Genomic DNA, 24,133 nt, shown 5'->3' with positions numbered 1-24,133 from the left:
TTTCCTATTTACTGACAGGCTCTGTAAACGTTTGGGCTGTACAACATCAGTCTGATCAGAAGAAAGGAACTTGTCATTAGCTTCAAATCCCGTAATGTATCATGTATTTCTTTTCATCTATCGCCTGTATAATTTTTGAAGCCAGTTCATGAAGTTCAACAGATTGATTATAGTACCTCGAAGATGTGACGACATCATAAAATAACGATAATGATTCAGGTGGAATAATCGTGATTCCCCAATGGGCTAAACCACGTTCTGGGCGATTGCATGAATGAAAGTAGGTTTTCATGGTAGATAAATGTTCCATTAAGCCATTGATCATATCATCATCCACAGAAATACAGTTGTATTTCTGCGGGTTGTAATCATTGTAATCTTTCTGACTATCAATATCATCAAGTATCCCAAACTCGTGTACACAAGGCATGGTCATCATCCTCTCCACTAGAAGAAGCAACTAAACTTATATTCATTATAATCCAATATTGTAATCCGATAGGCTATTCCAATAAAAAGTCCTCATGTACAACTATACTGCTCCGTTCGTTCTTTATCGATTTTTGTTTGATGTGCTTGAGCACATTGGCAGCGCTTAGGGTATGCCTAGTTTTCCGGCAATTTATGTATAATAAGGGAGGTGTAGTTTTCCAAAAGAAAGGAGAGCGGTTTACATGAACAACTTCATCTATCGCAATCCGACCGAGTTGATTTTTGGTAAAGGGCAACTGTCCAAGCTGGCGGAAAAAGTGGAGGCATACGGCCGGAAGATCTTACTGGTGTACGGTGGCGGCAGCATCAAAAGATTTGGCTTATATGACAAGGTGATGTCCATCTTAGGGGAGCATGGATGTCAGGTAGCGGAATTGGCTGGAGTAGAGCCGAACCCGCGCCTGTCAACTGTTCAGAAGGGGATCGAGCTCTGTCGTCAGCAGCAGATCGACTGGATCTTGGCTGTAGGCGGGGGCAGCGTCATTGATGCAGCCAAAGCGGTGGCGGTTGGCGTGCCGTACGACGGGGACGTGTGGGATTTTTACACTCGCAAAGCGGCTGCCCGGGATGCACTGCCGCTGGGCACGATCCTCACATTGGCCGCGACCGGATCGGAGATGAACAGGGGCAGCGTCATCACCAACTGGGAGACCAAGGAAAAGTACGGAGCGGGCACCACCTTTCCGGCTTTCTCCATCCTGGATCCGGAACACACCTATTCGGTGCCACGCGACCAGACCGTATACGGGATTTGCGACATGCTGTCACACGTGTTTGAGCAGTACTTCTCTCACACGCCAGAGATCCCGCTGCAAACACGGATTGCCGAAGGGATCATGCTGACTGTGATCGAGAATGCAGAGCGGGTGCTGGCCGATCCCGAGGACTACGACGCACGGGCCAACCTCATGTACTGCGGCACGATGGCTTTAAATGGCACCTTGGCGATGGGTGTGGAGACGGACTGGGCCACCCATTCCATTGAACATGCGGTTAGTGCGGTTTACGACATCCCGCATGGCGGCGGCCTGTCAATCATCTTCCCTAACTGGATGAAGTATGTCTACAGGGAAAACGTGTCACGGTTCAAGCAGTTTGCAGAGCGCGTCTGGCAGGTTGATCCTGCCGGAAAGTCGGATGAGGAAGTGGCCTTGGAGGGGATTGCCAGGACGCGGGCCTTTTTTGATCGGATCGGCGCGCCGAGTCGACTGCAGGAGTATGAGATCGGTGATGAACAGCTGGATCTGATGGCTGACAAAGCGGTTCCATACGGGCCGATTGGTCGGTTTAAACAGCTTAAGGTAGATGATGTGCGTGAGATTTTAATACAGAGTTTGTAAGCCCCTTGGAAGAGGGGAACAATGTTGTCTCAGTTCTAATGCACTCTTGTTCCTGATGGGAACAGGGTGTTTTTTTTAGATAAGGCTCTGTTAATATTGAATATTGATATTTTATCAAAATTAGAGGTGCAACTAAACGATGCACCTCTAACACATATTGCCTTTTAACTACAAATAGGGATTATGCCTACTGCCTATATATTTGAATATATTAAATATATTTTACTTTGTTAAATTATAACTCCAATTTATCAAATCGTAGATTTCACCTTTAGGAAAAGAACTATCCAATACAATTGTAGTCCAATGTTCCTTATTCATATGATATGCGGGCAAAATTCCTTGTTGTCTCCTTAATAAGCTATTAAATTCTGGGTCGCCCTTCAAGTTAATTATATCAACTTTTCCTTCCCCAGATAAACCTAATTTGACTCTCGGTACATTCATAATCACTCCATACCACTTGCCATTCCTATTATTTCTTATTACGCATAATCTGGATGCTTGAACCAAGGGTAGTCTGGCTCTGTATCAAATTTTTCCTTTACATAAGTAAAAATTTCTTCTCTATTTATCATAAAGGTACCTCCTGAAATAGCTGTTATCTTTCTGTTATACAAATTTTTTTCGAACATAATTTTAATAATTTACATCAATTCTTGTCAGTCGCAAACTGTCATAAGTCTCTATCATTTCAAATACAAATGAAGTTAATAGAAATTCTTTTATATGCTGTTTTGTGCTTGATCCAGTGTGGATACCTTTGTATATCGGGGTTGTCTATGAACTTTATCAGGTCTCGCAAAAGAAGAAATAAGTATGGGAGAGATACGTAACCTTTAAGTAAAATCGGAGAAAGTGGCAATGCCGTGTAAGTATCTCGGGTGCCCCCAAGCCCCCGCTTCCGCACTTGCTCCGCTAAGTCTGGCTGGTGAAAGTCGCTCACACTCTCTTGCCAATACCAAGATGCTGCAATCTGCAACCCGGACGTTGTTCCGGGTTTCAGCCTGTAGACAAAGGGGCGGCGCGGGGAAGAGTAGCTCTTGGGGAGTATCGTACCAAACCTGTTTGTTTAAGCCGAATGCGCCAGCAGAAATAGCCGCATCTACCGATTCAATGTAAATGGGCCAATCATCCTGTCCCTTTCTTTTGGACAAGATTCCGTTCTATTTCCTTAGTTTAGCTCCGGTTTTGTCACAAAAAAAGGGCGGGAAGCCCCCATTTTTCGATTTGCTGTTACTTTCTTACACCTTGAGACGTCATATGGGATGAGAGCTCAAGCAAGGACAAAGAATGGAAATGGAGGAGAAACGATGAAGCTGTTACATAAATCCGTGATGACGGTGATCGCGGCTAGTCTGCTGTCCAGCACTCCGGTCTGGGCCAGTGCCCAAGAGGCGGTCATCACGAACCAGGAGGCAGTGGAGAAAGCGAAAGCAGTGGAAGTGAAAGTGGCAGAAAAGAAAGGGGAAGAAGGGAACGTTGAACAGCAGGCGATGAGTCAAGCGGTGGAACAGTCACTTGACCGCCTGTATCAACTCGTACCAGAGCTACAGGAGATGAAGCTGACAGATCAACACCTTCGGCCTGCTGAGAATGGTCGCTCTGCCGCCTGGTACTTGCATTTTTCTAATGCTCCAGAACAACCGCAGGAAGCAGAAGATTTGCAGGATACAGCACATGCCTACCTGTCGCTGAAAGCGGAGACTGGAGAACTGCTCACTTTCAACATCCAGCATCCGCAGTGGTCGTCCGAAGAAATGCCAACAGCGCAGCTGACAAAGGAGAAGGCGACAGCCTTTATGAAACAACTGCTAGGGGATCAGGCAGACGATTATCGACTAAGCGATAGCGTCGGTTACGGTCGCAGTGCTTCCCGTGACAGCAATGGCAACGAAACAGTCTGGACCAGCGCCAGTGTGCAGTTTGAACGGCTGATTCATGGCGTTCCCCTGATCAATTCCGGCTACCAAGTGGAGGTAGACTCGTTTGGTCACGTGACCAGCATCTATCAAACGGATGAAGACAGCGGAGTGGCCCCGATTGATCTCGAGGCATTTCCCGACCCGTCAGAAGCATTGACGGTAGAGGAAGCAAAGAAAGCGTATCAGGACCTGATCGAGATGGAATTGGTTTATTCCGCATACGGTCCAGGCCAGCGTATCCTGATCGGAACGAATGATGATGCGGAAGAATCAGCCGCAAAACCGAGTCTCCAGTACAGACCGAATTTTACAAAAGTGTTGGACGCACGCACAGGAAAAGAAGCAGATATGGGAATGCGACTGGCAAACCGCGAGGAACTATCGAAAAGCATCAAGCTGGAACCGCAGGGGAAAGAGCTGGTGGCCGAAACACCGGAAGACGCCGCAGCGCTTCTCTCTGACGAATTCGGCATTGACATGACAGGTATGCGCTTCGATGAGCGTGAGGAGATGGACTGGCCAACGCAAAAGAAATTTCTCCACTACTCCTGGCATAGTGAGCCAAAAGAAGATGTAGAAGGCCCGGACAGGTACGCTGACATGAAGTACGTGCATGTGGGAATAGATGCAGAAACGGGTCAGGTACTCAACGTCTCCGTGCAGGATGAGTCCAAACAGGGAGCCAAGCCGAGCATCAGCGAGGATCAAGCTGAGAAGGCAGCCATTCAATTCCTGGAAACATACACGGATTCCGATATAGAGGAGTTGATGCTGCGGAGCATGTACTCTTCTGTGGAGAAACCGCTATACCCTGACTGGGTGGACGAAAGCAAAGTAGAGGAGCGAATGGCAGAGTCAGCGCCGGAATTCACGTTTTTCTTGAACGAGAGCTATCAGGGAATACCGATTATCGATCGCTCCTACCAAGTGACGATTGACGCGGTAACAGGTGAAGTGAGTCGCTTCTATCTCCCCAGTCAGCGGGAGCAGGACCTTCAACTGCCGGACAGCAGCCAGGTTGTCACGCCGGAAGCAGCAGCAGAGGCCCTGTTTGATGCAAATCCGCCCCGCATGGTCTATGTGTGGCCAGAATTCGCAGGTCAGCGCGCACCACAGCCTTGGCTGCTCTACATCAGTGACTATACGGCTGGCGGCGGCTATCTGGACGCGATCACCGGTAAATGGGTGAAAGCCAGCTCGGATAAGGAATAAGGAACGTGAACGCTGGTTGAATCATAGCGAGAACAGAGAGGCACGGGAATCCATCCCGTGCCTTCTGACTTGGATCAAGTCTTAAACCGACACGGGTGATTCGTTTTGAAGCACGTTGGCTGTTTTCTTTTTTTGGCGCTCCTTCAGCACGTAGTGAAAGAGGTACAGCATGATACACCCTACCAGTACATAGAGAACACTCATCATCCAGGACGGCAGCAGTACGCCAAGCAGGATGCCGGAAGCGCCGAAAAGCCTTCCGCCGTGAGCGACCAAGCCGTAGACCGCCATATAAGAGCCTCTGGATTGCTCATCTACCAGATCAGCCATCACGGCCTGGTTAACCGGCGTCAAGATCAGTTCCCCCAGCGTGACAATCAACACGGCCAACAGCAGAATCCAGAACATATTGTTGCTTCCCATGATCGCAAACCCAACCATGTACAGGATCGTACCTGTGCGCAGCATGAGGCTGTCTGAAAACCGTTTGGTCCACTTGGTAACCCAGAGCATCCCGATGGCTACCAGCAAGGTATTTTCCATCTGCATGATGCCCACTAGCTTGATTCCGTTGATCTCTATTGAAAACAGATCAGCTACTGAGAGATACTGGCTGCCGAACTCTTGTTGTACACGGACGGCAATGTAATACAGTTTCTGATTGAGCAGCGCACTGCCCAACAGGGCGGCCAGACAAAAGCAGAGAAATATCCGATCTCGGGCCACAAGCTGATAATGATGCAGCAGCTCTTTCCAGCCTGCCCTTTTTGTATCCTGGGCAGGCTTTTTCATCTGACCAGATTCGCTGATAAACAGGATAAATACGAGTAATGTGAAGATATGGACACCCGTCAAGGTAAGGAGAAGTTCAAAGCGGTGGGTTTGAAACAGAAAGCCGCCGGCCAATGCGCCGATCGACATCGCCAGGTTGAGCGACCAGTAATTGAGGCTGTATACAAATCTACGGTTCTCCTGATTGGTCACATCGATGAACATGGCATCGATGGCGGGGAACAACAATCCGGTTCCGATGCTTTGCACCAACAGCATGGCAAACGTGAGCCAGGCTGAATCAAGCCAATCGGAGTTGGCTACTGTCATCATCGCATAGGCCAGAACCAGAACTGTCTGCGAAGAGACGATCACCTTCCTACGTCCGATCCGATCGACGAGGAATCCGCCGTAAAAGCTGATCAGCACGGTAGTCGTCACCGTTGACAGCATGATTACCCCGGCTGTGGCCTGCCCAAGTTTTTCGGTAAAGTAAATCGACATGAACGGGAAGATGGTCGTGCCGACGATTACGCTTAAAAATCTCGTGATGATACGGATTTTGATATTTGGATGAAGGTCGCGGAATCTCATCTCTTTCCTCCCCTCCTCTACATCGTGATTATACACCTAAATATGTCAAATATGGTATATGTTTTTATCGGGAGGATAAGGGAGGGGGCGGTCAATTGCTATCGCATTTTCTTTTCCGTTTAGAAAAAGGTTCTGTTCCCCAGTGGAATCAGAACCTTCCCTCTCGTCCTCTTGGTGTCGTGTTGTTAATCCTCAGTCTGAGCATCACCCAACAATGGCTCGTACATCATGATCGCCTGGTTTTCCGTCACCAACTCTTCTCTTACGAATCGCTCTCCTTCATATACATTTCGATAGATTTGATTGTACCGGATGTAGCCACCAAAAGGATTGGGGATAAACTGATGTTCCTTTTCTACGATCTCGTAACGGTAAGGGACAGGCCGGTCCGCTCGCCAGCGGCCGATCAGATGCGTATCGTCCAGTTCAATCTCCAGGCACCAGGTCCATTCCGTATCGTTTTGAAACATCAGATCAATATAGTTGTAAAAACAGGTGGCCCCGCTGCCAAACGGCTGTGTGCGGTTGGCGTCGGGGAAGACGTCGTAGCTGTGCCGCCAACGCTCGACAACGGTCAGCGGTGTGTGCAGCACCATCCAGTACAGCAGGTTGGAGAGTTGACAGAGCCCCCCGCCGATGCCCGCTTTATAGCGGCCGTGTTCCAATACCATCCCTTCTGCATATCCTTTTGCCTGGGTCGGACGGCCAATCGCGCGCCAGTAAGAAAAGAGCTGACCGGGTCGCAGCAACAATCCATTCAGTTTCTCGGAGGCCAGCCGCAAGTTGATGATTTTGTTGTACTGCAGCTTCATGTCCACATCTTTTAACCTGCGCAGCAGGGGTGTCCGATGTTCGAACACGATGACAGGAAACGTCTGGACGTCTGCGAACTCTCGGGCAAACCGTTTTCTCCATCGCAGCCAGCGCAGATAGCGCAGTTTGGTATACACCGATTTTCCCACTGCCAGTCGGATGCGGCTTCTCTTTGTCTGTTTGGGCCAAATCATGGCTGTGTCCTCCTCATCAAGGTCGTGCCGTTCTCTCCTTCGTAATGAAAGGCACATTTTCCTGCTCCGATCCGACAGGGTTGACAAGAAATGAGAGATTTAGGGGATAACAGAACCTATTTCCGATGGTATAATAGGAAAGGTGTCGTCTGATTTCTTTTCTTGTCAAAACGTGCTGCAAGGGGTAACGACGACGCTTGTTTCTGTCGAAATGATTGATAACGGATGATAACGAATAAAACGAAATAGCCGATTCTGATAAAGATCAACAACCGCGATGTTAGGATGTGACAGACTTGATCGAAATGTTTGACGTTTGGAAAACCTATCCGAACGGTACCCATGCCCTAAAGGGGATTAATGTACGGATAGAAAAAAGTGAATTCGTTTACGTCGTCGGCCCGAGCGGCGCCGGGAAGTCGACGTTTATCAAGCTGATGTACCGCGAGGAAAAACCGACGAAAGGCCAGATCTTCCTCGGAGGTTTTAACGTAAGCCGCATCAAAGAGAGCCAGATACCGCTGGTACGACGCAGTATCGGGGTGGTATTTCAGGATTTCAAACTGCTGCCCACGCTTACCGTATTTGAGAATGTAGCCTTTGCGATGGAAGTGATCGAAGCTTCCAAAAAGTTAATCAAACCGCGCGTCATGGACGTGCTGGGTCTGGTCAAACTGAAGCACAAGGCAAAAATGCTGCCCAATCAATTGTCCGGCGGTGAACAGCAGCGGGTTGCCCTGGCCAGAGCGCTGGTCAACAACCCGGGAATCATCATCGCCGACGAACCGACTGGTAACCTCGACCCCGATACTTCATGGGAGATCATGAAGCTGTTCGAGGAGATCAATCAGCGTGGTACGACAGTAGTCATGGCCACTCATAACCGTGAGATTGTCAACACGATGCGCAAGCGGGTGATCGCGATCGAAAATGGTCAGATCGTCCGCGATGAGCAGAAGGGGGACTACGGCTATGAAGCTTAGGACGCTTGGACGCCACGTGCGCGAAGGGGCAAAGAACATCAGCCGAAACGGTTGGATGACGTTTGCTTCGGTCAGTGCCGTCACCATCACGCTGTTAATTCTGGGAGTCTTTCTGCTGCTTGCGATGAACGTCGATTATATCGCCAAAACAGTGGAGAAACAAGTGGAAATCAACGTCACTCTGGACTTGCTGGCCGAGAAAGCAGACATCGACCAAGTGGAGCGACAGATCCGTTCCCTGCCCAATGTGGACTCGGTCACCTTCGTTCCCAAGGAGCAGGGGTTGAAGGAGTTGCAGGAATCGTTTAAAGATCAGGCGTACCTGCTGGACGGATTGGAAGAAGAGAACCCGCTCCCTGACAAGTTTGTCGTCAAAGCAAAAAAGCCGCAGGACACAACAGCGATTGCTGCCCGCATCAATGAGTTCGACCATGTGGACGAAGTGATTTACGGTGAAGGACACGTCGAAAAATTGTTTGCGGTCACCGACATTGTTCGCAACGTAGGACTGGTCTTTATCATCCTGCTTTCGTTTACCGCGATGTTTCTGATCGCCAACACGATCAAGCTGACGATCGTTGCGCGCAGGCGGGAGATTGAGATCATGAAGCTGGTTGGCGCCACCAACTGGTTTATCCGTTGGCCGTTCTTCGTGGAAGGATTGATCATGGGGATCTCGGGAGCGTTGATCCCGATCATCCTGCTCAGCGTGGGCTACCACTTCTTGCTGCAGGCTGCGATGAGCACGCCGCTATTTGCTGATACGCTGCTGCCGCTGTTCCCGCTGGTGTACGAGATTGCGCTGCTACTGGTATCGATCGGTGCGTTCATCGGTATCTGGGGCAGTCTGGTATCGGTTCGCCGATTCTTGCGGGTGTAAGCGATGACCAAGAAAAAACGCATGAGCTTTGACCGGGGAGGAGACGTATGAACAAGAAAGTCGTTTTTCCGATCATCTTGACAACTGTGCTTGTGTGTACGATGATCCCGGCTGTGGGCTGGGCGGAAAATAGCTCGTTGGAGAAGATCAATCAGGAGATCGCGCAAATCCGTGCGAGGATGAGCGAGCAGAAGAAGAACATCTCATCACTGGAACAGCAGATTTCGGCGATCCAGGTTCAGCAGAAGGAATTGGAAGACCAACTTTTATACATTGACATGCGGCGCAATGAGACGCAGAATAAATTGGACAAGCTGGACGGTCAGATTGAGGTCACCAAAGGTGAAGCCGTCAAAGCGCAGCAGCAGTTGGACGAGGCGGTTGAGCGCGTGGCCAAACGGGACGTGCTGCTGAAAACGCGGCTGAGAGCGATGTATGAGCACGGCACCGTCTCTTATCTAGAGGTTCTGCTCGGCTCTACCGATTTTAGCGACTTCCTCAACCGCTTCCACGCACTGCAGACGATTTTTGAGCAGGACAAGCGTATACTTGAGGAAAACATTCGTGACAAGGAAACGATCGAGGCCAAGAAGAAAGAAGTGGACGAGCACCTGGCCAAGTTGGAGACGATGTTTGCCGAGGCAGAGAAGCTCAAGGCGGATCTGGATTCTCAGTACAAACAGAGTGTCGCGATTAAGGCGGAGTTGAAGGAAAAAGAGGAAGATTTGCACGACAGTCTGGTGCAGTTTGAGGAGAATCTGCTCGCGATGGCCAGACAGGAGAAAGCGAAACTGGCGGAGAAAATCCGCATGCAGGGCGGCAGCGTCATCGCAAGTGGCGGAAAGCTGGGCCTGCCGCTGCCGCCTGGGTCGTTTACGTTTACCTCTGGGTTCGGCATGCGGACTGACCCGTTTACCGGCAAATCGGCCGGACATAACGGACTGGACATGGCCGCCCCCAAGGGGACACCGATCTATGCCGCTGAGAAAGGCGTGGTCATCCTCGCCGGTCTGTATCGGGGCTATGGCAATGCCGTGATCATCCAGCACGATGAAACGTACAGTACCCTGTATGCTCACATCCGCGAAGGCGGCATCCAGGTAAAAGTGGGACAAGTCGTCCAACGAGGGGAAAAGATTGCAGAGGTAGGTTCCACGGGCCGCTCCACCGGTAATCACCTCCACTTTACGGTCTACAAAAACGACGTGGCGATCGATCCGGCTCCTTTGATCCGCTGATGAGCCGCAGGTAAATATTGTGCGTCCGGTTTGCATAAACTAGCTGCATACCTTTTTTCCGGAAGCGCAAAGGATGGTGAGTAGAAACGATGAGATGGAACGGTCGTTTGGTATTTTTACTGGTTGCATTTAGCATGGTAATCAGCAGTATGTTTACGATAACTGTCGTAAAAGGGAGCTTGAATAGCCCTACATCGGGTGCGATCGCCGCCTTGGGGGATGCGTTCCTGCCAGGGAGCGGGCAGAGTCAGTACCCGAAGGAATTTGCCAAGCTGCATGATGCTTATAACGTGATCAAGAGCCAGTACGTGCAGGATGTACCTGCCGATCAATTGGTCGAGGGAGCGATTGAAGGGATGATTCAGTCGCTTGAAGACCCCTACTCTGCTTACATGGACCCGGAATCGGCCGGTGAGTACAACAACGCGCTGCACTCCTCTTTTCAGGGCATCGGCGCAGAAGTGACGATGAAGAACGGACGGGTGACGATTGTATCTCCGTACAAGGATTCGCCGGCAGAGAAGGCGGGGCTTCGTCCGAACGATCAGGTGATCAGTGTAAACGGCGAGTCGCTGGAGGGATTGAGTCTCCACGAAGCAGTTGAGAAAATCCGCGGCCCCAAGGGAACCAAGGTGACGCTGGAAGTGGTTCGTGAGGGTACGGCTCAACCGCTGACCATCGTCGTCACTCGTGACGAGATTCCGGTTGAGACGGTCTACGGTGAACGCTTAAAGAGCGGTTCGTTTGCCTTTGGCAAGATCCAGATCGCCCAGTTTTCCACCGAGACAGCCGCTCGATTCCAGGAGGAGGTAAACCGCCTGGAGGGGGAAGGCATCGACGGCTTGATTATTGATGTGCGGGGAAATCCCGGTGGGTACCTGAAAGCGGTGGTCGACATCACCAAGACGCTGCTTCCCGACAAGAAACCAATCGTCAAGATCGAGTATGGCAAAGGAAGTTCCAAACAGGGTGATACGTACAACGCGGAAGCATCAGAATTGAAACCATACCCGATCGTGGTGCTGACCGACAAAGGAAGCGCAAGCGCTTCGGAGATACTCGCGGCCGCGATGCGTGAGAGCGGCGGCTACAAACTGGTCGGTGAGAAGACATTTGGCAAGGGAACAGTACAAAGTACCGTACAGATGGAAGATGACAGTCTGATCAAGCTGACCATCGCCAAGTGGCTGACGCCAAATGGCGACTGGATCAACAACAAAGGGATTGAACCGGACGTCGCTGTGCAGCAGCCTGAATACTTTAATGCCGCGCGACTGCCTGACAACAAGGCATTAACCTTTGACTTGGCTGGTCCCGAGGTGAAGAACCTGCAAGTGATCCTGAAAGGATTGGGACTTGATCCGGGACGCGAAGACGGCTACTTTGACAAGCGAACGGAAGAGGCCGTCAAACAGTTCCAGAAGGAGCATAAGCTGTCCGTAACCGGCAAGGTGGATCAAGCGACAGTGGAGGCGCTCCATGAAGCGCTGCTGGAGAAGATCAGAGATCCGCAAAACGACCTGCAGCTGCAGCGAGCGATTGAAGTGTTGAAGCAGCAGAAAACAAAATAATCCAGTGGCAGGGAATCGCCTGCAGCTTGTAGAAAGGTAAGACCACGGTTTATTCTGCCGTGGTCTTTTTTCTGTTTCGCCAAACTACGGCCATGCCGTCGTCTGAGGCTCGGTATACATCCAGTTTTTGGAAAATGAGGTGATCGGTCGGATGCTGAATGGATGGGGGATGCTGTCCGATGTGTTGTATGGCATCGTTCAGTTACTGCTAAACCCACTTTTATACGTATTCGCCTTGTTCATATACCTGCAGTATCGCAAACAAATGGCGATTGAACGTCAGTTGTTTGCGGTTCGACTTCATATACCTTTGGTTCAGACGATCCGCTCGATTGGCTGGGGGCTTGTTGGAGGCTTGCTGGTCTCGGTGATAGCGGCGGCATTGGGTGTGGTGGTTCAGGTGACGGATATCTGGATGACCGCTTTTCTGGCCATTTTGCTCGCCTTTTTTCGGCTGCGTTTCCTCTGCTTGGCTTATGCCGCAGGTCTGTTGACGCTACTCCATCTGGTTGCGCTGCTGTGGCCGCAGCCCGCACAGTTTTCGACCGTTGGCGTAGTATGGGGATGGCTGATGGAGGTGCAGCCAGTACCGCTGCTTGCCTTGGTCGCGTTATTGCATCTGGCTGAGGCGATGCTCGTCCGTGCCGTTGGCAGCCGTGATGCGTCTCCACTGTTCATCGGCGGGAAGCGAGGGCGGATTATCGGGGCTTATCAGCTTCAGTCCTTTTGGTTGACACCACTGCTCCTGTTCGTGCCAACCGACTCTTCCTCCGGCGTGACAGAGGCGCTCTATTCAGGCTGGCCGCTGTTTTCATCTGAATGGAGCAGTGCTTCCTTTGCCCTGCTGCTGCTGCCTGCTGTGACAGGCTTTTCCGATCTGACACAGGCGATGACGCCGCGCCAAAAAGTGAGGGAAAGCTCTCGTGTGCTGACATGGTACGCGATTCTCCTCTTGGGACTCTCCTATGCTGCTGTCTGGCTGCCGGCGCTTGTTGTACTAGCTGCTCTGTTTGCCGTTGCCGGACACGAAGCATTGGTCTGGTACAGCCGCAGGCGCGAACAAGCATTGCCGCCCTACTTTATCCAATCGTCCAAAGGGATTAAGGTGATGGCCGTGATCCCCAACACACCAGCGGAAGAGCTAGGGATACTGCCGGGGGAGATCATTGTCAAGGTAAACGGGATCTCGGTGCGGGACAAGGAACAACTGTATCCGGCCCTGCAGGCCAATCCGGCATTTTGCAAGATGGAAGTGCTCACCTATCAGCAGGAAGTGAAGTTTCTCCAGTGTGCCGTCTATGCTGGCAACCATCACCAGTTGGGGATTATCGTCGTCCCCGATCAGGAGACACAGTACTATATGGACATCCGCAAACTGAGCTTGGTCCAACTGCTTGGCAAGCAACTGCAGAAGCTGAAGATGGGAGCGTAGGTGAAAACAAAATAAGTAGTCTCAGCCCGTACCGATCTACGATTGGACGGGCTTTTGGCTGTCTATACGGCACCACCGGATGAGGCGCCTCCAAAGCAATGATGCCTCGTTGATCTGGCGATAACCATGCCGGGAATGGGATCGACCGACGGTTCATTGGAATCTGACATAGCCGAGAGGTATCTAGCGTTATGGGAGGAACAGTATCTCTCCTTCCCGTTCTCTCTCAACGAACTGACAGAGCAGATCAAAGCGGCCAAGAATATGCAAACTGAGGCGCAGTTCCAGTTCGTTATAAGACCAGAATTACAAGGGGATTGTGCGCAAGGGAAAAAGAAGCTGTCCCGAGGCCTTTTCATGGCTTCTCAGAACAGCTTCCTAGAGGATTCCGGTCGACCAAGCGACAGTCCATTATCCGTTATTCGATGCCTCAAATCCAATGATATCCCGCAGTGAAATCTTCTGATCATCTGCCAACAAGAACTCAACCAGTCCGTTTTTCATGCTGACAGCGTCGATGGTTCCTGTTTTCTCTACCGATTCCTTGGAGCCATCGTCGTTGACGACCTCTTCCAGATAGGTGACCGTGTAGCCGATCAGTTGCGTGTATTTGAGCGTATTGTCCATCGGGATGTTGTCTGGAGCCATTTCCAGACCGATGATGTCGGCCATGCCGAGCTTCTTGCCATTGTCGAGGGTGAATTCGATCAATCCGTCTTTGACGTTGAAACCGGTAATCGTCCCCTGTTTTGTCACATCGACTGTGGAGATATCGTCGGTTGTATCTGGATCGCCATCCGCATCCACTTTTTCCTGTTCCGTATAGGAGACCAGCGTTCCGAGCAGTTGCGTAAACTTCAGCGCACTATCCAGCAGGCTGTCGTCCGACATGCCTTCCGAGTCCAGTCCGTGGACGTTTCCACGCGGAACGACATCTTCGCCAATCACGAACATGATCTTGCCGTCGACCATTTTAACGTCGTTGATGGTGTCCGTCTTAACCTCGACCGACTTCTCTCCGGTTGCCTCATCGACGGTCACCATGTCATAGGTGGCTGTCTTGCCGATCAATGTCTCGTATTGAGGCAGGTTGAGCAAACTGCTGTTGGATTCCTCCATCAAGGTTTGGATGCGAGTCAGCCGCTCCACCATGGTCATCATCGTCGTCTGCTGCACGAATTGCTGGTTGTCCATCGGAGACAATGGATCTTGCTGTTTCAACTGCTCGATCAGCAGCTTCATAAAAGAGTTTTGATCTATTTCAGTACTGAATTCTTTTTTGCCTTTATAACTCCAGTTGGGTGGAATATAGACGGTGTCGTTGACGCTGTTTGGCATCGTGATCCTCCCCATGTTTCGTCATCTCTTTTCATATCGGCAAAAAGGGGACGAGGCAATAGACAAACAAATGTTCGAATTCTCTGCTTAACGACTTACATTTTGTGCTATAATGATGATAGTACAATAGGAAGGATGAACGGCTAGATGGATCGCTTTCAATTGGTTTCCGAGTATCAGCCGTCCGGCGATCAGCCGCAGGCGATCGATCGCCTGGCGGAGGGGATCATCGCCGGCAAACGGTACCAGACCCTGCTCGGTGCTACCGGGACAGGGAAGACCTTTACCGCAGCCCAGGTGATCGCGCGGGTAAACAAGCCGACACTGGTGATGGCCCACAACAAGACATTGGCGGCTCAGCTTGCGGCTGAGTTCAGGGAGTTTTTTCCGCACAACGCAGTCGAATACTTTGTCAGCTACTACGACTACTATCAACCGGAAGCCTACATCCCTCAGTCCGATACCTATATCGAAAAAGATGCCAGCATCAACGATGAGATCGACAAACTGCGTCACTCCGCGACCAGTGCGCTGTTTGAACGGCGGGATGTGATCATCGTCGCCTCGGTTTCCTGCATCTATGGTTTGGGTTCACCGGTAGAATATCGTGAACTGCTGCTTTCCCTGCGCGTCGGCATGGAGAAGAGTCGGGAGGAAGTCCTGCATCGGCTGGTCGATATCCAGTATGACCGCAACGACATCAACTTTACGCGCGGCACGTTCCGGGTGCGCGGCGACGTACTGGAGATTTTCCCCGCCTCGCAGAGCGAGCAGGCGATCCGTGTCGAGTTTTTCGGCGACGAGATTGAGCGGATTACGGAGATTGACGTAGTAACGGGAGAAATCCTGGGTACGCGTGATCACGTCGCGATCTTCCCGGCATCCCACTTCGTCACTCGCGATGAAAAAATGAAGCGGGCGATTGAGAATATTCAGCGGGAGCTGGAGGAGCGGCTGGCCGAACTGCATGCCGCAGGCAAGCTGTTGGAAGCTCAGCGGCTGGAGCAACGGACGCGGTACGATATCGAAATGATGGCAGAGATGGGCTTTTGTTCGGGCATCGAAAACTACTCCCGTCATCTGACCGGTTTGCCTGCGGGCCATCCGCCCTACACATTGCTGGACTATTTTCCGGATGACTTTTTGCTGATGGTTGACGAGTCGCACATGACCCTGCCGCAGGTGCGCGGGATGTACAACGGGGACCGAGCGCGCAAGGACGTCCTGGTAGAGCACGGCTTCCGACTGCCTTCGGCCCGCGACAACCGACCGCTGACGTTTGAAGAGTTTGAAGGGAAGATACCACAGTTTGTCTTTATTTCAGCCACACCCGGACCATTTGAGCTGGAGCACAGTCCGGAGATCGTCGAGCAGGTGATCCGGCCCACCGGCTTGGTCGACCCGACGGTTGAGGTGCGCCCGATCAAAGGGCAGATTGACGACTTGATCGGTGAGATTCAAGCCACCATTGCCAAAGACGAGCGCGTATTGGTGACCACGCTGACCAAAAAGATGGCCGAAGATCTGACCGACTACCTCAAGGAGATCGGCATCAAAGTTCGTTACCTGCACTCTGATATCAAGACGATGGAACGGATGCAGATCCTGCGGTCGCTCCGTCTGGGTGAGTTTGATGTGCTGATCGGGATCAATCTGCTGCGGGAAGGACTGGATCTGCCAGAGGTGTCGCTGGTGGCGATCCTCGATGCGGACAAGGAAGGCTTCCTCCGCAATGAGCGATCCTTGATCCAGACGATTGGCCGCGCAGCCCGCAACGCGGAAGGCCGAGTGATCATGTATGCCGACAAGATCACCGATTCGATGGCCGCTGCGATTCGGGAGACAGAGCGGCGCCGATCGATACAGATCGCCTACAACGAACAGCACGGCATCACGCCGCAAACGATCAAGAAGGCGGTTCGCGATGTGATCGAAGCGACCAAGGTGGCGGAAGAAAAGGCGGACTATCTGCCGCAAGCTGACTTCAAGAAGATGCCGAAGAAAGATCGCCTGCGGGTCATTGAGCGGATGGAAGATGAGATGAAAGAGGCAGCCCGCAATCTGATGTTTGAACGGGCGGCTGAACTGCGCGATTTGATTTTGGAATTGAAAGCTGAAATGTGAGGAGTGGAATCTCAGCATGCCGCTGGAGCACATAGTAGTAAAAGGAGCCCGGGCGCACAATCTGAAAAATATTGATGTAACCATTCCGCGCGACAAGTTTGTCGTGCTGACTGGTCTATCCGGGTCCGGCAAGTCGTCACTGGCGTTTGACACCATTTACGCAGAAGGGCAGCGGCGGTATGTCGAGTCCTTGTCAGCGTACGCCCGGCAGTTCCTGGGACAGATGGACAAGCCGGACGTTGATTCGATAGAAGGACTGTCACCGGCGATTTCCATCGATCAGAAGACGACCAGCCGCAACCCTCGTTCAACGGTGGGAACGGTAACCGAGATATACGATTACCTGCGGCTGCTGTATGCGCGCATTGGTAAACCGATCTGCCCGGAGCACGGAATCGAGATCAGCTCGCAGACGATTGAACAGATGGTCGACCGGGTGATGGAGTACCCGGAGCGCACACGGCTGCAAATCCTGGCGCCGCTGGTACAGGGACGCAAAGGAGAGCATGTCAAGCTGCTCGATGAGATTCGCAAGGAAGGCTACGTTCGTGTACGGGTTGATGGCGAAGTGCGCGACCTGTCAGAAGAGATCAAGCTGGAAAAAAACAAGAAGCACTCGATTGAAGTGGTGGTTGACCGGATCGTGGTCAAACCGGATGCGCAGACCAGACTGGCTGATTCGCTGGAGACAGCACTGAAACTGGCCGACGGCAAAGTCATCGTGGACGTGATCGATCAGGAAGAGCTGCTGTTTAGCGAAAAGCATGCTTGCCCGATCTGCGGCTTTTCCATCGGTGAACTGGAGCCGCGCATGTTCTCATTTAACAGCCCCTACGGAGCTTGTCCGGAATGTGACGGCCTGGGGGTCAAGATGGAAGTGGACCCTGATCTGGTGATACCAGACACCCGCAAAAGTCTGAATGAAGGCGCGATCGAGGCATGGGAGCCGAAGTCATCCACCTACTACCAGCAGTTGCTGGAGTCGGCCTGCCGCCACTTTGAGATTGACATGGATATCCCTGTGGAAGAGTTGCCGGAGGAACAACTGCGAATTGTCATGTACGGCAGCCGAGGCGAAAAGATTCACTTCCGCTATGAAAACGAGTTCGGCCAGGTTCGAGAGGCGGTTGTTCCGTTTGAAGGGGTCGTGCCCAACCTGCAGCGGCGTCATCTGGAAACCAGTTCCGATTACATCCGTGAACAGATCGAGGGTTTCATGAGTCAGAAGCCTTGTCCGGTCTGCAAAGGGCAGCGTCTGCGGCAGGAGAGCCTGGCCGTGTTGGTGGGCGGCAAGAACATTTCCCAACTGACTGAACTCTCCATCTCGGATGCGTTTGCTTATGCCGATCAGCTGGAGCTGAACGAGAAAGACGCCAAGATTGCCAATCTCGTCCTGAAAGAAGTTAAAGCACGGCTCCGTTTTCTCATCGATGTAGGGCTTGATTATTTGACCCTCAGCCGTGCTGCGGGAACGCTCTCCGGTGGGGAAGCGCAGCGCATTCGCCTGGCTACGCAGATCGGTTCCAGCCTGATGGGCGTCCTCTACATCCTCGACGAGCCTAGTATAGGGCTGCATCAGCGCGACAACGCCCGTCTGATCAAAACGCTCGAACACATGACCAGTCTGGGCAACACCTTGATTGTCGTGGAGCACGATGAAGATACGATGCTGGCCTGCGACTACGTGATCGACATCGGCCCCGGAGCGGGTATTCACGGCGGTCAGGTAGTGGCGGCTGGGACACCGCAAGAAGTGATGGAAAATCCCAACTCGCTCACCGGAGCCTATCTGAGCGGGCGAAAGTTCATCCCGGTGCCGCTCAATCGTCGTGAGGCAGGCGACAAGTGGATCACTGTCGAAGGGGCAAACGAAAACAACCTGAAAAACGTGAACGCCAAGATTCCACTCGGCGTGTTTGTCGCTGTCACCGGCGTTTCCGGATCGGGGAAAAGTACCCTTGTGAACGAAATCCTGCACAAAGCGCTGGCCCGCGAGTTAAACGGTGCCAAGGCGAAGCCGGGCAGCCACCGGCGCATCACCGGCCTGGAACACTTGGATAAGGTAGTCGATATCGACCAGTCGCCGATCGGCCGTACCCCGCGTTCCAACCCGGCTACCTATACCGGTGTGTTTGACGACATCCGCGACTTGTTCGCCCAGACCAATGAGGCCAAAGTGCGCGGCTACAAAAAAGGACGTTTCAGCTTCAATGTCAAAGGAGGCCGCTGTGAAGCGTGTAGCGGAGATGGGATTATCAAGATCGAGATGCACTTCTTGCCCGATGTCTACGTGCCTTGCGAGGTTTGCCACGGCAAGCGCTACAATCGTGAGACATTAGAAGTGAAGTACAAAGGCAAAAGCATCTCAGATGTACTGGAGATGACCATCGAGGATGCGCTGGAGTTTTTCCGCAACATTCCACGTATTGAGCGGAAGCTGCAGACGCTGTACGATGTCGGACTAGGCTACATGAATCTGGGGCAGCCGGCGACGACGCTCTCCGGTGGGGAAGCGCAGCGGGTCAAACTGGCCTCGGAGCTGTACCGGCGCAGCAATGGGCGCACGCTGTACATCCTGGATGAGCCGACGACCGGTCTGCACACGGACGACATCGACCGCTTGCTAAAAGTGCTGCAGCGGTTGGTGGAGAACGGCGATACTGTGCTGGTGATCGAGCACAACCTGGATGTGATCAAGACAGCTGATTATATTATCGACCTCGGCCCGGAAGGTGGTATTCGCGGCGGTGAAATCATCGCAACCGGCACTCCGGAAGAGGTAGCTCAGCAGGATATCTCCTACACCGGACAGTTTCTCGGACCGATCCTGGAGCGCGACCGCCAGCGGACATTGGCCCGGATGGACCAGTTGGTGGCGAAATAATCCGGACTAAGAAAGGGTGGAGGAGCGATGGATTACGCGGCGCTAATTGTAGAAGCACTGCCACCGCGGCTACTGAAGCGGGCGGAACGCTGTTTTGACGGACAGGATCCGGCGCACGATTGGAGTCACAACCTGCGCGTGATGGCCCTCTGTGAACGAATTGGCCGTGAAGAAGGGGCCGAGATGACAGTGCTCCGGCTGGCTGCTTTGCTGCACGATATCGGGCGTGCAGAAGAAAGACGGACAAAAGAATGCCACGCCCAAATCAGTGCTCGACAGTGTGAGCCCATGTTGCGGGAGGAGGGCTATGACCACGCGGTGATCGAGGCCGTTCAAAAAGCGATCCTGACTCACCGCTGGCGCAAAGAGAATCCTCCACAAACCCTGGAGGAAAAGATCTTGTTCGATGCTGATAAACTGGACTCGATCGGAGCGGTCGGGATTGGCCGGGCGTTCGCCTATTCCGGGGTCATCGGTCAGCCGTTACAGTCCGACCAACTCGACCAGCATACCCCACAGCGAGAGTTTGAACAGAAACTAGTCAAACTAAAGGACCGCCTGTTTACGCCAACGGCGAGGCAGATAGCTGAGCAGCGCCACGCCTTTATGCTGCGGTTTTTTGAGCAGTGGGAGAAGGAGCTGAGAGGGATCTCTTGAGGAGGGGAGAGAATGTTAAGATGGGTGGTCCGGTTGCTGCTTAATGGGGGAGCGCTCTTGGCGATCAGCTATTTGTTTGACGAGGTAGAAGTAACCGGGTTTGGTGTGGCGGTCATGGCTGCTTTTATCCTGGGGTTGGTGAATACGATGATCCGGCCGATCCTGGTGATGCTGACCATGCCGCTCAACTTCTTGACATTGGGATTATTCTGGTTTTTCACAAATGCTGTGACGTTTGCCTTGACGGCCTACCTGATCGATGGATTTGAGATTGGCGTGTGGCCGGATTCACTGATGACGACTGTTCTTGCGGCGGCGACGATGAGTTTGTTTGCTGCCGTCATTCACCGAATGACACGTAAGAAAAAAGCCGCATCGTAAATCTTACGATGCGGCTTTTTTGACTAGATTTATTAATTAGGCACGAGTGAAAATATTATTATTTTTCACGAAGGTGAGGCGGTTTAGGTTCGTGCAAGATTCCTGTGCAGCATTTACCGGACAGATTGTGAGCAGATACAGTTGCAAAAAAACCATTGGCTCGCTCAACCATTTTCTTCAACATCATAAATCAACTCCTTTGAAGAATTTATGTTCGATACTCTCAACCAGTCGATATATGACGGGATGGAGCAATATCGATTGGAGTAATATAGCAACTGTGTAAGCAAAGGCAAACTTGCTATAAGCAAAGTATACTAATAAATAAGATAAAAGACAACCAAAGATTAACAATCTTAAGATAATTGTGCGATTCCTTTTGATAATGAATGGATCGTATTCTACATAGATATGCTTCGCCGGTGCGTGCCGCGCGTTTACGAGATACGACAATACGAAACTGATGCTAATGAGAGAGTAGGAAAAAACATCCGGTACAGACGGCAACGATTTTACAATGAGGGCCAAGCCGATCATCAAGGCATTTCCGATGAAAAAGCAAGCCGATTGGTTTCTAAAGTGAACCCCTCCTGTGAAATTTCTATGGAGCATATAGATGAATCCAATCACGACTGATTCCATAAAACAGCCCAGAATATAAGAAACGACCAACAGAAATGCCGCATTGAGTACCATCAAAAGAAAGATCTCTATCCCGTGCGATATTTGTCCAAGGGAATAAGGACTTCCTTCGGTGACAAGTCTCCTTGCCAATCGGTTCGACACTTTTTCTGTCCAACTCAAATGATCATTCCTCCTAACATCTTTCCCTACAGAGGAAATAAAATGGAGAAGCGCGTGATACCGTTGTTGGAGGATACCTTAATACGACCGCCATAGGATTTGACTACCTTTTTCACGACAGCAAGTCCAACTCCTCCTTCCCCCTCTCCTTTTGTTGTATAACCGAGATTGAAAACCTCATCTAGTTTGTCGGTAGGTATCGTGGGACCGCTGTTTTCGATGTACAGGGACCGCTCTTTGTCTGTATCTTCCCAACGAAGAACGATAAAACGGTTCTCCTCTACTTCCTCAAGCGTAGCGGCGATCGCATTGTCTAGCAGATTGCCGAGGATTTTAATGAGATCATACGTCTTTACAAATGAAAACTGGGACTCGGATTGGATGTTGACGGAAAAATGAATCCGCTCCGCCATACAGACAGCCATTTTAGAATGAAGCAGGGCTGAAACGGCTGGACTCTTTACACCATCGACAGCTTGCACCACATTGGTTGTTTCGCGCATTAGCTGCTTTACATAATCTGACGCCATGTCGTACATACCTACCTTTAGGAAGCCATCGATAGCGGTATAGTGATTGACAGCATCGTGTTTGATCGAGCGGATAGCAGTCAATAATTCGTTTATGTTCTGCAAGTATGGAGTTTCCGTTTCGGTTTCTACGCGATCGATCGTGAGGCTTAAATAGACCCAGAATAAATAGGTAATCACGATAAACAAAACCAGAATCGCCCAATTCAAAATGGGGACGTGATCCAAGTATAATAAGGGTAGAACATTTTTCTTTGCCAGATAGAAATGAGTACTCATAAACAAAATCAAAAAGAATTCAATACTTCCTACCAGAATGAGCAAGGTTAAATACCGGTTTAGTTTGGCTTTGGGCATTAACCGACGAATATCAAAGCGAAGGAACCTCAAGATAACGGTGATGATTAGCAAAAATAAAAAGTACAGCCAGACCGCCAAGTAAAGATAGTGTTTGTTTTCCATAATCTCGTCAAGATTAATGGAGAAAGTCTGGAAAAAAATAATGATAAAGAATTCAGAAATAAAGAATAAAGAGAATGAACTTGCACAAATGACCAGGGCGAGCCAAGTCTTTCGTTCAATCAGCCAATAAACGAGTACGAACATCCAGAATAGTAGGAGGAATGCTTTTACATCAATAGACAAGCCAAGATGAGTCAGCAAAAAGCTGCCGCTCCCATACAGGAAGCTGAACAAGAGTCCCTGCTTCCACTTGGGCAGGATTGATTTGTTGAAGACGGCCAATCCAACCATGAGGACGACGAGAGCTTCGGGCACGTTGAGTAGGAAAAATTCTAGTAGGCTGTTCATCAGGCCGCCCTCCTTCTCGTTTACAAATCGCAATAGAAGCGTGGTGCCATATGATTTGAAAGTCTGTTAATCCACTACTATCTTATGAAAAAAGTCGCAGAATGTAAACGATAGGCAAGGAAACAACCAAGAAGGGAAAGGTTGTCGTCGAGTCGGACGATTGGCTACAATAGAGAAAAATCAGGCGCGGCAAATCCAACCTGGGACATAAAGGAGAATCTTATGCGAAAAACAAGAGTAAGCCACGTGGTGGAACAGTTCCATATGAAAGTTTTGAGTGGTGAGGATGGTCTGGGGCGGGAGATCACGGTGACCGACTTGAGTCGGCCCGGTCTGCAATTAGCAGGGTATTTGTCCCATTATCCAGCAGAGCGGATTCAGCTGCTCGGTTTGACAGAGATGGGGTTTCTCAAAACCCTGAGTCAAGCAGAGCGGGTAGAGCGGCTAGGCTTTCTGATGGATGAGCAAACTCCTTGTTTCTGCATCACCCGCAGTCAAGATGTGACACCTGAGATGGTGGAAATCTCCAACGAACGGAATATTCCGGTTTTGCAGTCTCCGCTCGCTACGACCAATCTGGTCAGCAAGCTGACGAACTTTTTGGAAAACCGTCTGGCCCCGACGACGACGCTGCACGGCGTGCTGACCGACATCTACGGGGTAGGGGTGCTTATCGTGGGCGCCAGCGGGATCGGCAAGAGTGAGACAGCACTGGAATTGGTGAAACGAGGCCATCGGCTGGTCGCCGATGATGCAGTGGAGATCCGCCAGACCCAGGAGGGCCAACTGATCGGCAGTGCGCCTGAGCTGATTCAGCATCTGCTGGAGATTCGTGGTGTGGGGATCATCAACGTGATGACGATGTTTGGAGCAGGGGCAGTGCGGAACGTAAAAAATATTGCCATGGTGGTAAAACTGGAGCTGTGGGATCAGCATAAACAGTATGAACGCCTAGGCTTGGACGAGGAAACCATGAAGATTATGGATACGGAGATTCCGCTGCTTACGATCCCCGTCCGCCCTGGCCGCAACCTGGCCGTGATCATTGAGGTAGCCTCGATGAACTTCCGCCTGAAACGCATGGGTTACAACGCCGCTGTCCATTTTTCCAAGCGGCTGACGGATACGATTGAGGACGCCGAACCAGATCTATAAGTGAA

General features: G+C 51.2%; 18 protein-coding genes and 2 pseudogenes. 12 read left to right on the top strand and 8 right to left on the bottom strand.

The window, feature by feature from the left end; translation table 11 throughout:
* Nucleotides 1–82: 82 nt before the first annotated feature.
* Nucleotides 83–430, bottom strand: a complete 348-nt coding sequence (locus LOK74_RS18515) for a short-chain dehydrogenase (RefSeq protein ID WP_230047056.1) — start codon at nucleotides 428–430, stop codon at nucleotides 83–85.
* Nucleotides 431–674: 244 nt separating this feature from the next.
* Here LOK74_RS18515 and LOK74_RS18510 point away from each other — a divergent pair, with 244 nt between their 5' ends.
* Complete coding sequence (locus LOK74_RS18510) at nucleotides 675–1,832, top strand: iron-containing alcohol dehydrogenase (RefSeq protein ID WP_230043473.1); 1,158 nt, start codon at nucleotides 675–677, stop codon at nucleotides 1,830–1,832.
* 222 nt (nucleotides 1,833–2,054) lie between these two features.
* Here the strand turns inward: LOK74_RS18510 and LOK74_RS18505 are convergent.
* Both LOK74_RS18505 and LOK74_RS24415 read right to left on the bottom strand, forming a co-directional pair.
* A pseudogene (locus tag LOK74_RS18505) lies at nucleotides 2,055–2,410 on the bottom strand (MmcQ/YjbR family DNA-binding protein).
* A gap of 61 nt (nucleotides 2,411–2,471) precedes the next feature.
* Nucleotides 2,472–2,585, bottom strand: a pseudogene (locus LOK74_RS24415) (IS1595 family transposase); the annotation flags it as partial.
* 560 nt (nucleotides 2,586–3,145) lie between these two features.
* On the opposite strand from LOK74_RS24415, the gene LOK74_RS18500 reads away from it, so the two are divergent.
* Nucleotides 3,146–4,969: a DUF4901 domain-containing protein gene (locus LOK74_RS18500; RefSeq protein ID WP_230043472.1), complete on the top strand. Its 1,824-nt coding sequence runs from the start codon at nucleotides 3,146–3,148 to the stop codon at nucleotides 4,967–4,969.
* Nucleotides 4,970–5,050: 81 nt separating this feature from the next.
* Here the strand turns inward: LOK74_RS18500 and LOK74_RS18495 are convergent, their stop codons facing one another.
* On the bottom strand, nucleotides 5,051–6,334 hold the full coding sequence (locus LOK74_RS18495; RefSeq protein WP_230043471.1) for an MDR family MFS transporter: 1,284 nt from the start codon (nucleotides 6,332–6,334) through the stop codon (nucleotides 5,051–5,053).
* 185 nt (nucleotides 6,335–6,519) lie between these two features.
* Nucleotides 6,520–7,341: a VanW family protein gene (locus LOK74_RS18490; protein WP_230043470.1), complete on the bottom strand. Its 822-nt coding sequence runs from the start codon at nucleotides 7,339–7,341 to the stop codon at nucleotides 6,520–6,522.
* Nucleotides 7,342–7,637: 296 nt separating this feature from the next.
* On the opposite strand from LOK74_RS18490, the gene ftsE reads away from it, so the two are divergent.
* The 5 genes from ftsE (at nucleotide 7,638) to LOK74_RS18465 (ending at nucleotide 13,445) form a co-directional block, all read left to right on the top strand.
* Nucleotides 7,638–8,324 (top strand): cell division ATP-binding protein FtsE, encoded by a 687-nt coding sequence (gene ftsE / locus LOK74_RS18485; RefSeq protein WP_230043469.1) that lies wholly within the window; start codon nucleotides 7,638–7,640, stop codon nucleotides 8,322–8,324.
* On the top strand, nucleotides 8,314–9,204 hold the full coding sequence (gene ftsX, locus LOK74_RS18480) for a permease-like cell division protein FtsX (RefSeq protein ID WP_230043468.1): 891 nt from the start codon (nucleotides 8,314–8,316) through the stop codon (nucleotides 9,202–9,204). The genes ftsE and ftsX overlap by 11 nt, the downstream gene beginning before the upstream one ends.
* 47 nt (nucleotides 9,205–9,251) lie before the next feature.
* Nucleotides 9,252–10,442 (top strand): murein hydrolase activator EnvC family protein, encoded by a 1,191-nt coding sequence (locus LOK74_RS18475; RefSeq protein WP_230043467.1) that lies wholly within the window; start codon nucleotides 9,252–9,254, stop codon nucleotides 10,440–10,442.
* Between the two features lie 89 nt (nucleotides 10,443–10,531).
* Complete coding sequence (locus LOK74_RS18470; RefSeq protein WP_230043466.1) at nucleotides 10,532–12,013, top strand: S41 family peptidase; 1,482 nt, start codon at nucleotides 10,532–10,534, stop codon at nucleotides 12,011–12,013.
* A gap of 151 nt (nucleotides 12,014–12,164) precedes the next feature.
* Nucleotides 12,165–13,445 carry a PDZ domain-containing protein gene (locus LOK74_RS18465; RefSeq protein ID WP_230043465.1) on the top strand — a complete coding sequence of 427 codons (1,281 nt, stop codon included), beginning with the start codon at nucleotides 12,165–12,167 and terminating at the stop codon, nucleotides 13,443–13,445.
* A gap of 411 nt (nucleotides 13,446–13,856) precedes the next feature.
* On the opposite strand, the gene LOK74_RS18460 is transcribed toward LOK74_RS18465, so the two are convergent.
* Nucleotides 13,857–14,783, bottom strand: coding sequence for a flagellar hook assembly protein FlgD (locus tag LOK74_RS18460; RefSeq protein WP_230043464.1), 927 nt, complete (start codon nucleotides 14,781–14,783; stop codon nucleotides 13,857–13,859).
* A 147-nt stretch (nucleotides 14,784–14,930) separates the two neighbouring features.
* Here LOK74_RS18460 and uvrB point away from each other — a divergent pair, with 147 nt between their 5' ends.
* From uvrB to LOK74_RS18440, 4 genes are read left to right on the top strand one after another with little or no spacing between them, the layout of a single operon-like run.
* On the top strand, nucleotides 14,931–16,907 hold the full coding sequence (gene uvrB, locus LOK74_RS18455) for an excinuclease ABC subunit UvrB (RefSeq protein ID WP_230043463.1): 1,977 nt from the start codon (nucleotides 14,931–14,933) through the stop codon (nucleotides 16,905–16,907).
* A gap of 16 nt (nucleotides 16,908–16,923) precedes the next feature.
* Nucleotides 16,924–19,791 (top strand): excinuclease ABC subunit UvrA, encoded by a 2,868-nt coding sequence (gene uvrA / locus LOK74_RS18450; RefSeq protein ID WP_230043462.1) that lies wholly within the window; start codon nucleotides 16,924–16,926, stop codon nucleotides 19,789–19,791.
* A 27-nt stretch (nucleotides 19,792–19,818) separates the two neighbouring features.
* Nucleotides 19,819–20,448: an HD domain-containing protein gene (locus LOK74_RS18445; RefSeq protein WP_230043461.1), complete on the top strand. Its 630-nt coding sequence runs from the start codon at nucleotides 19,819–19,821 to the stop codon at nucleotides 20,446–20,448.
* A 12-nt stretch (nucleotides 20,449–20,460) separates the two neighbouring features.
* The gene (locus tag LOK74_RS18440) at nucleotides 20,461–20,829 is read left to right on the top strand and encodes a phage holin family protein (RefSeq protein WP_230043460.1); all 369 of its coding nucleotides are present in this window, start codon (nucleotides 20,461–20,463) and stop codon (nucleotides 20,827–20,829) included.
* Between the two features lie 183 nt (nucleotides 20,830–21,012).
* Here LOK74_RS18440 and LOK74_RS18435 read toward each other — a convergent pair whose 3' ends face one another.
* Nucleotides 21,013–21,633: an accessory gene regulator ArgB-like protein gene (locus LOK74_RS18435; protein ID WP_230043459.1), complete on the bottom strand. Its 621-nt coding sequence runs from the start codon at nucleotides 21,631–21,633 to the stop codon at nucleotides 21,013–21,015.
* A gap of 26 nt (nucleotides 21,634–21,659) precedes the next feature.
* Nucleotides 21,660–22,973: a sensor histidine kinase gene (locus LOK74_RS18430; RefSeq protein WP_230043458.1), complete on the bottom strand. Its 1,314-nt coding sequence runs from the start codon at nucleotides 22,971–22,973 to the stop codon at nucleotides 21,660–21,662.
* Between the two features lie 222 nt (nucleotides 22,974–23,195).
* Between LOK74_RS18430 and hprK the strand changes: the two genes are divergently transcribed.
* Nucleotides 23,196–24,128 carry an HPr(Ser) kinase/phosphatase gene (hprK, locus tag LOK74_RS18425; protein WP_230043457.1) on the top strand — a complete coding sequence of 311 codons (933 nt, stop codon included), beginning with the start codon at nucleotides 23,196–23,198 and terminating at the stop codon, nucleotides 24,126–24,128.
* Nucleotides 24,129–24,133 lie beyond the last annotated feature (5 nt).

The sequence above is a fragment of the Brevibacillus humidisoli genome (assembly GCF_020923435.1).
Lineage (GTDB): Bacteria > Bacillota > Bacilli > Brevibacillales > Brevibacillaceae > Brevibacillus_E > Brevibacillus_E humidisoli.
Note: the sequence above shows the minus strand (reverse complement) of the source record. Positions and strands in the feature narration are given on the sequence as shown.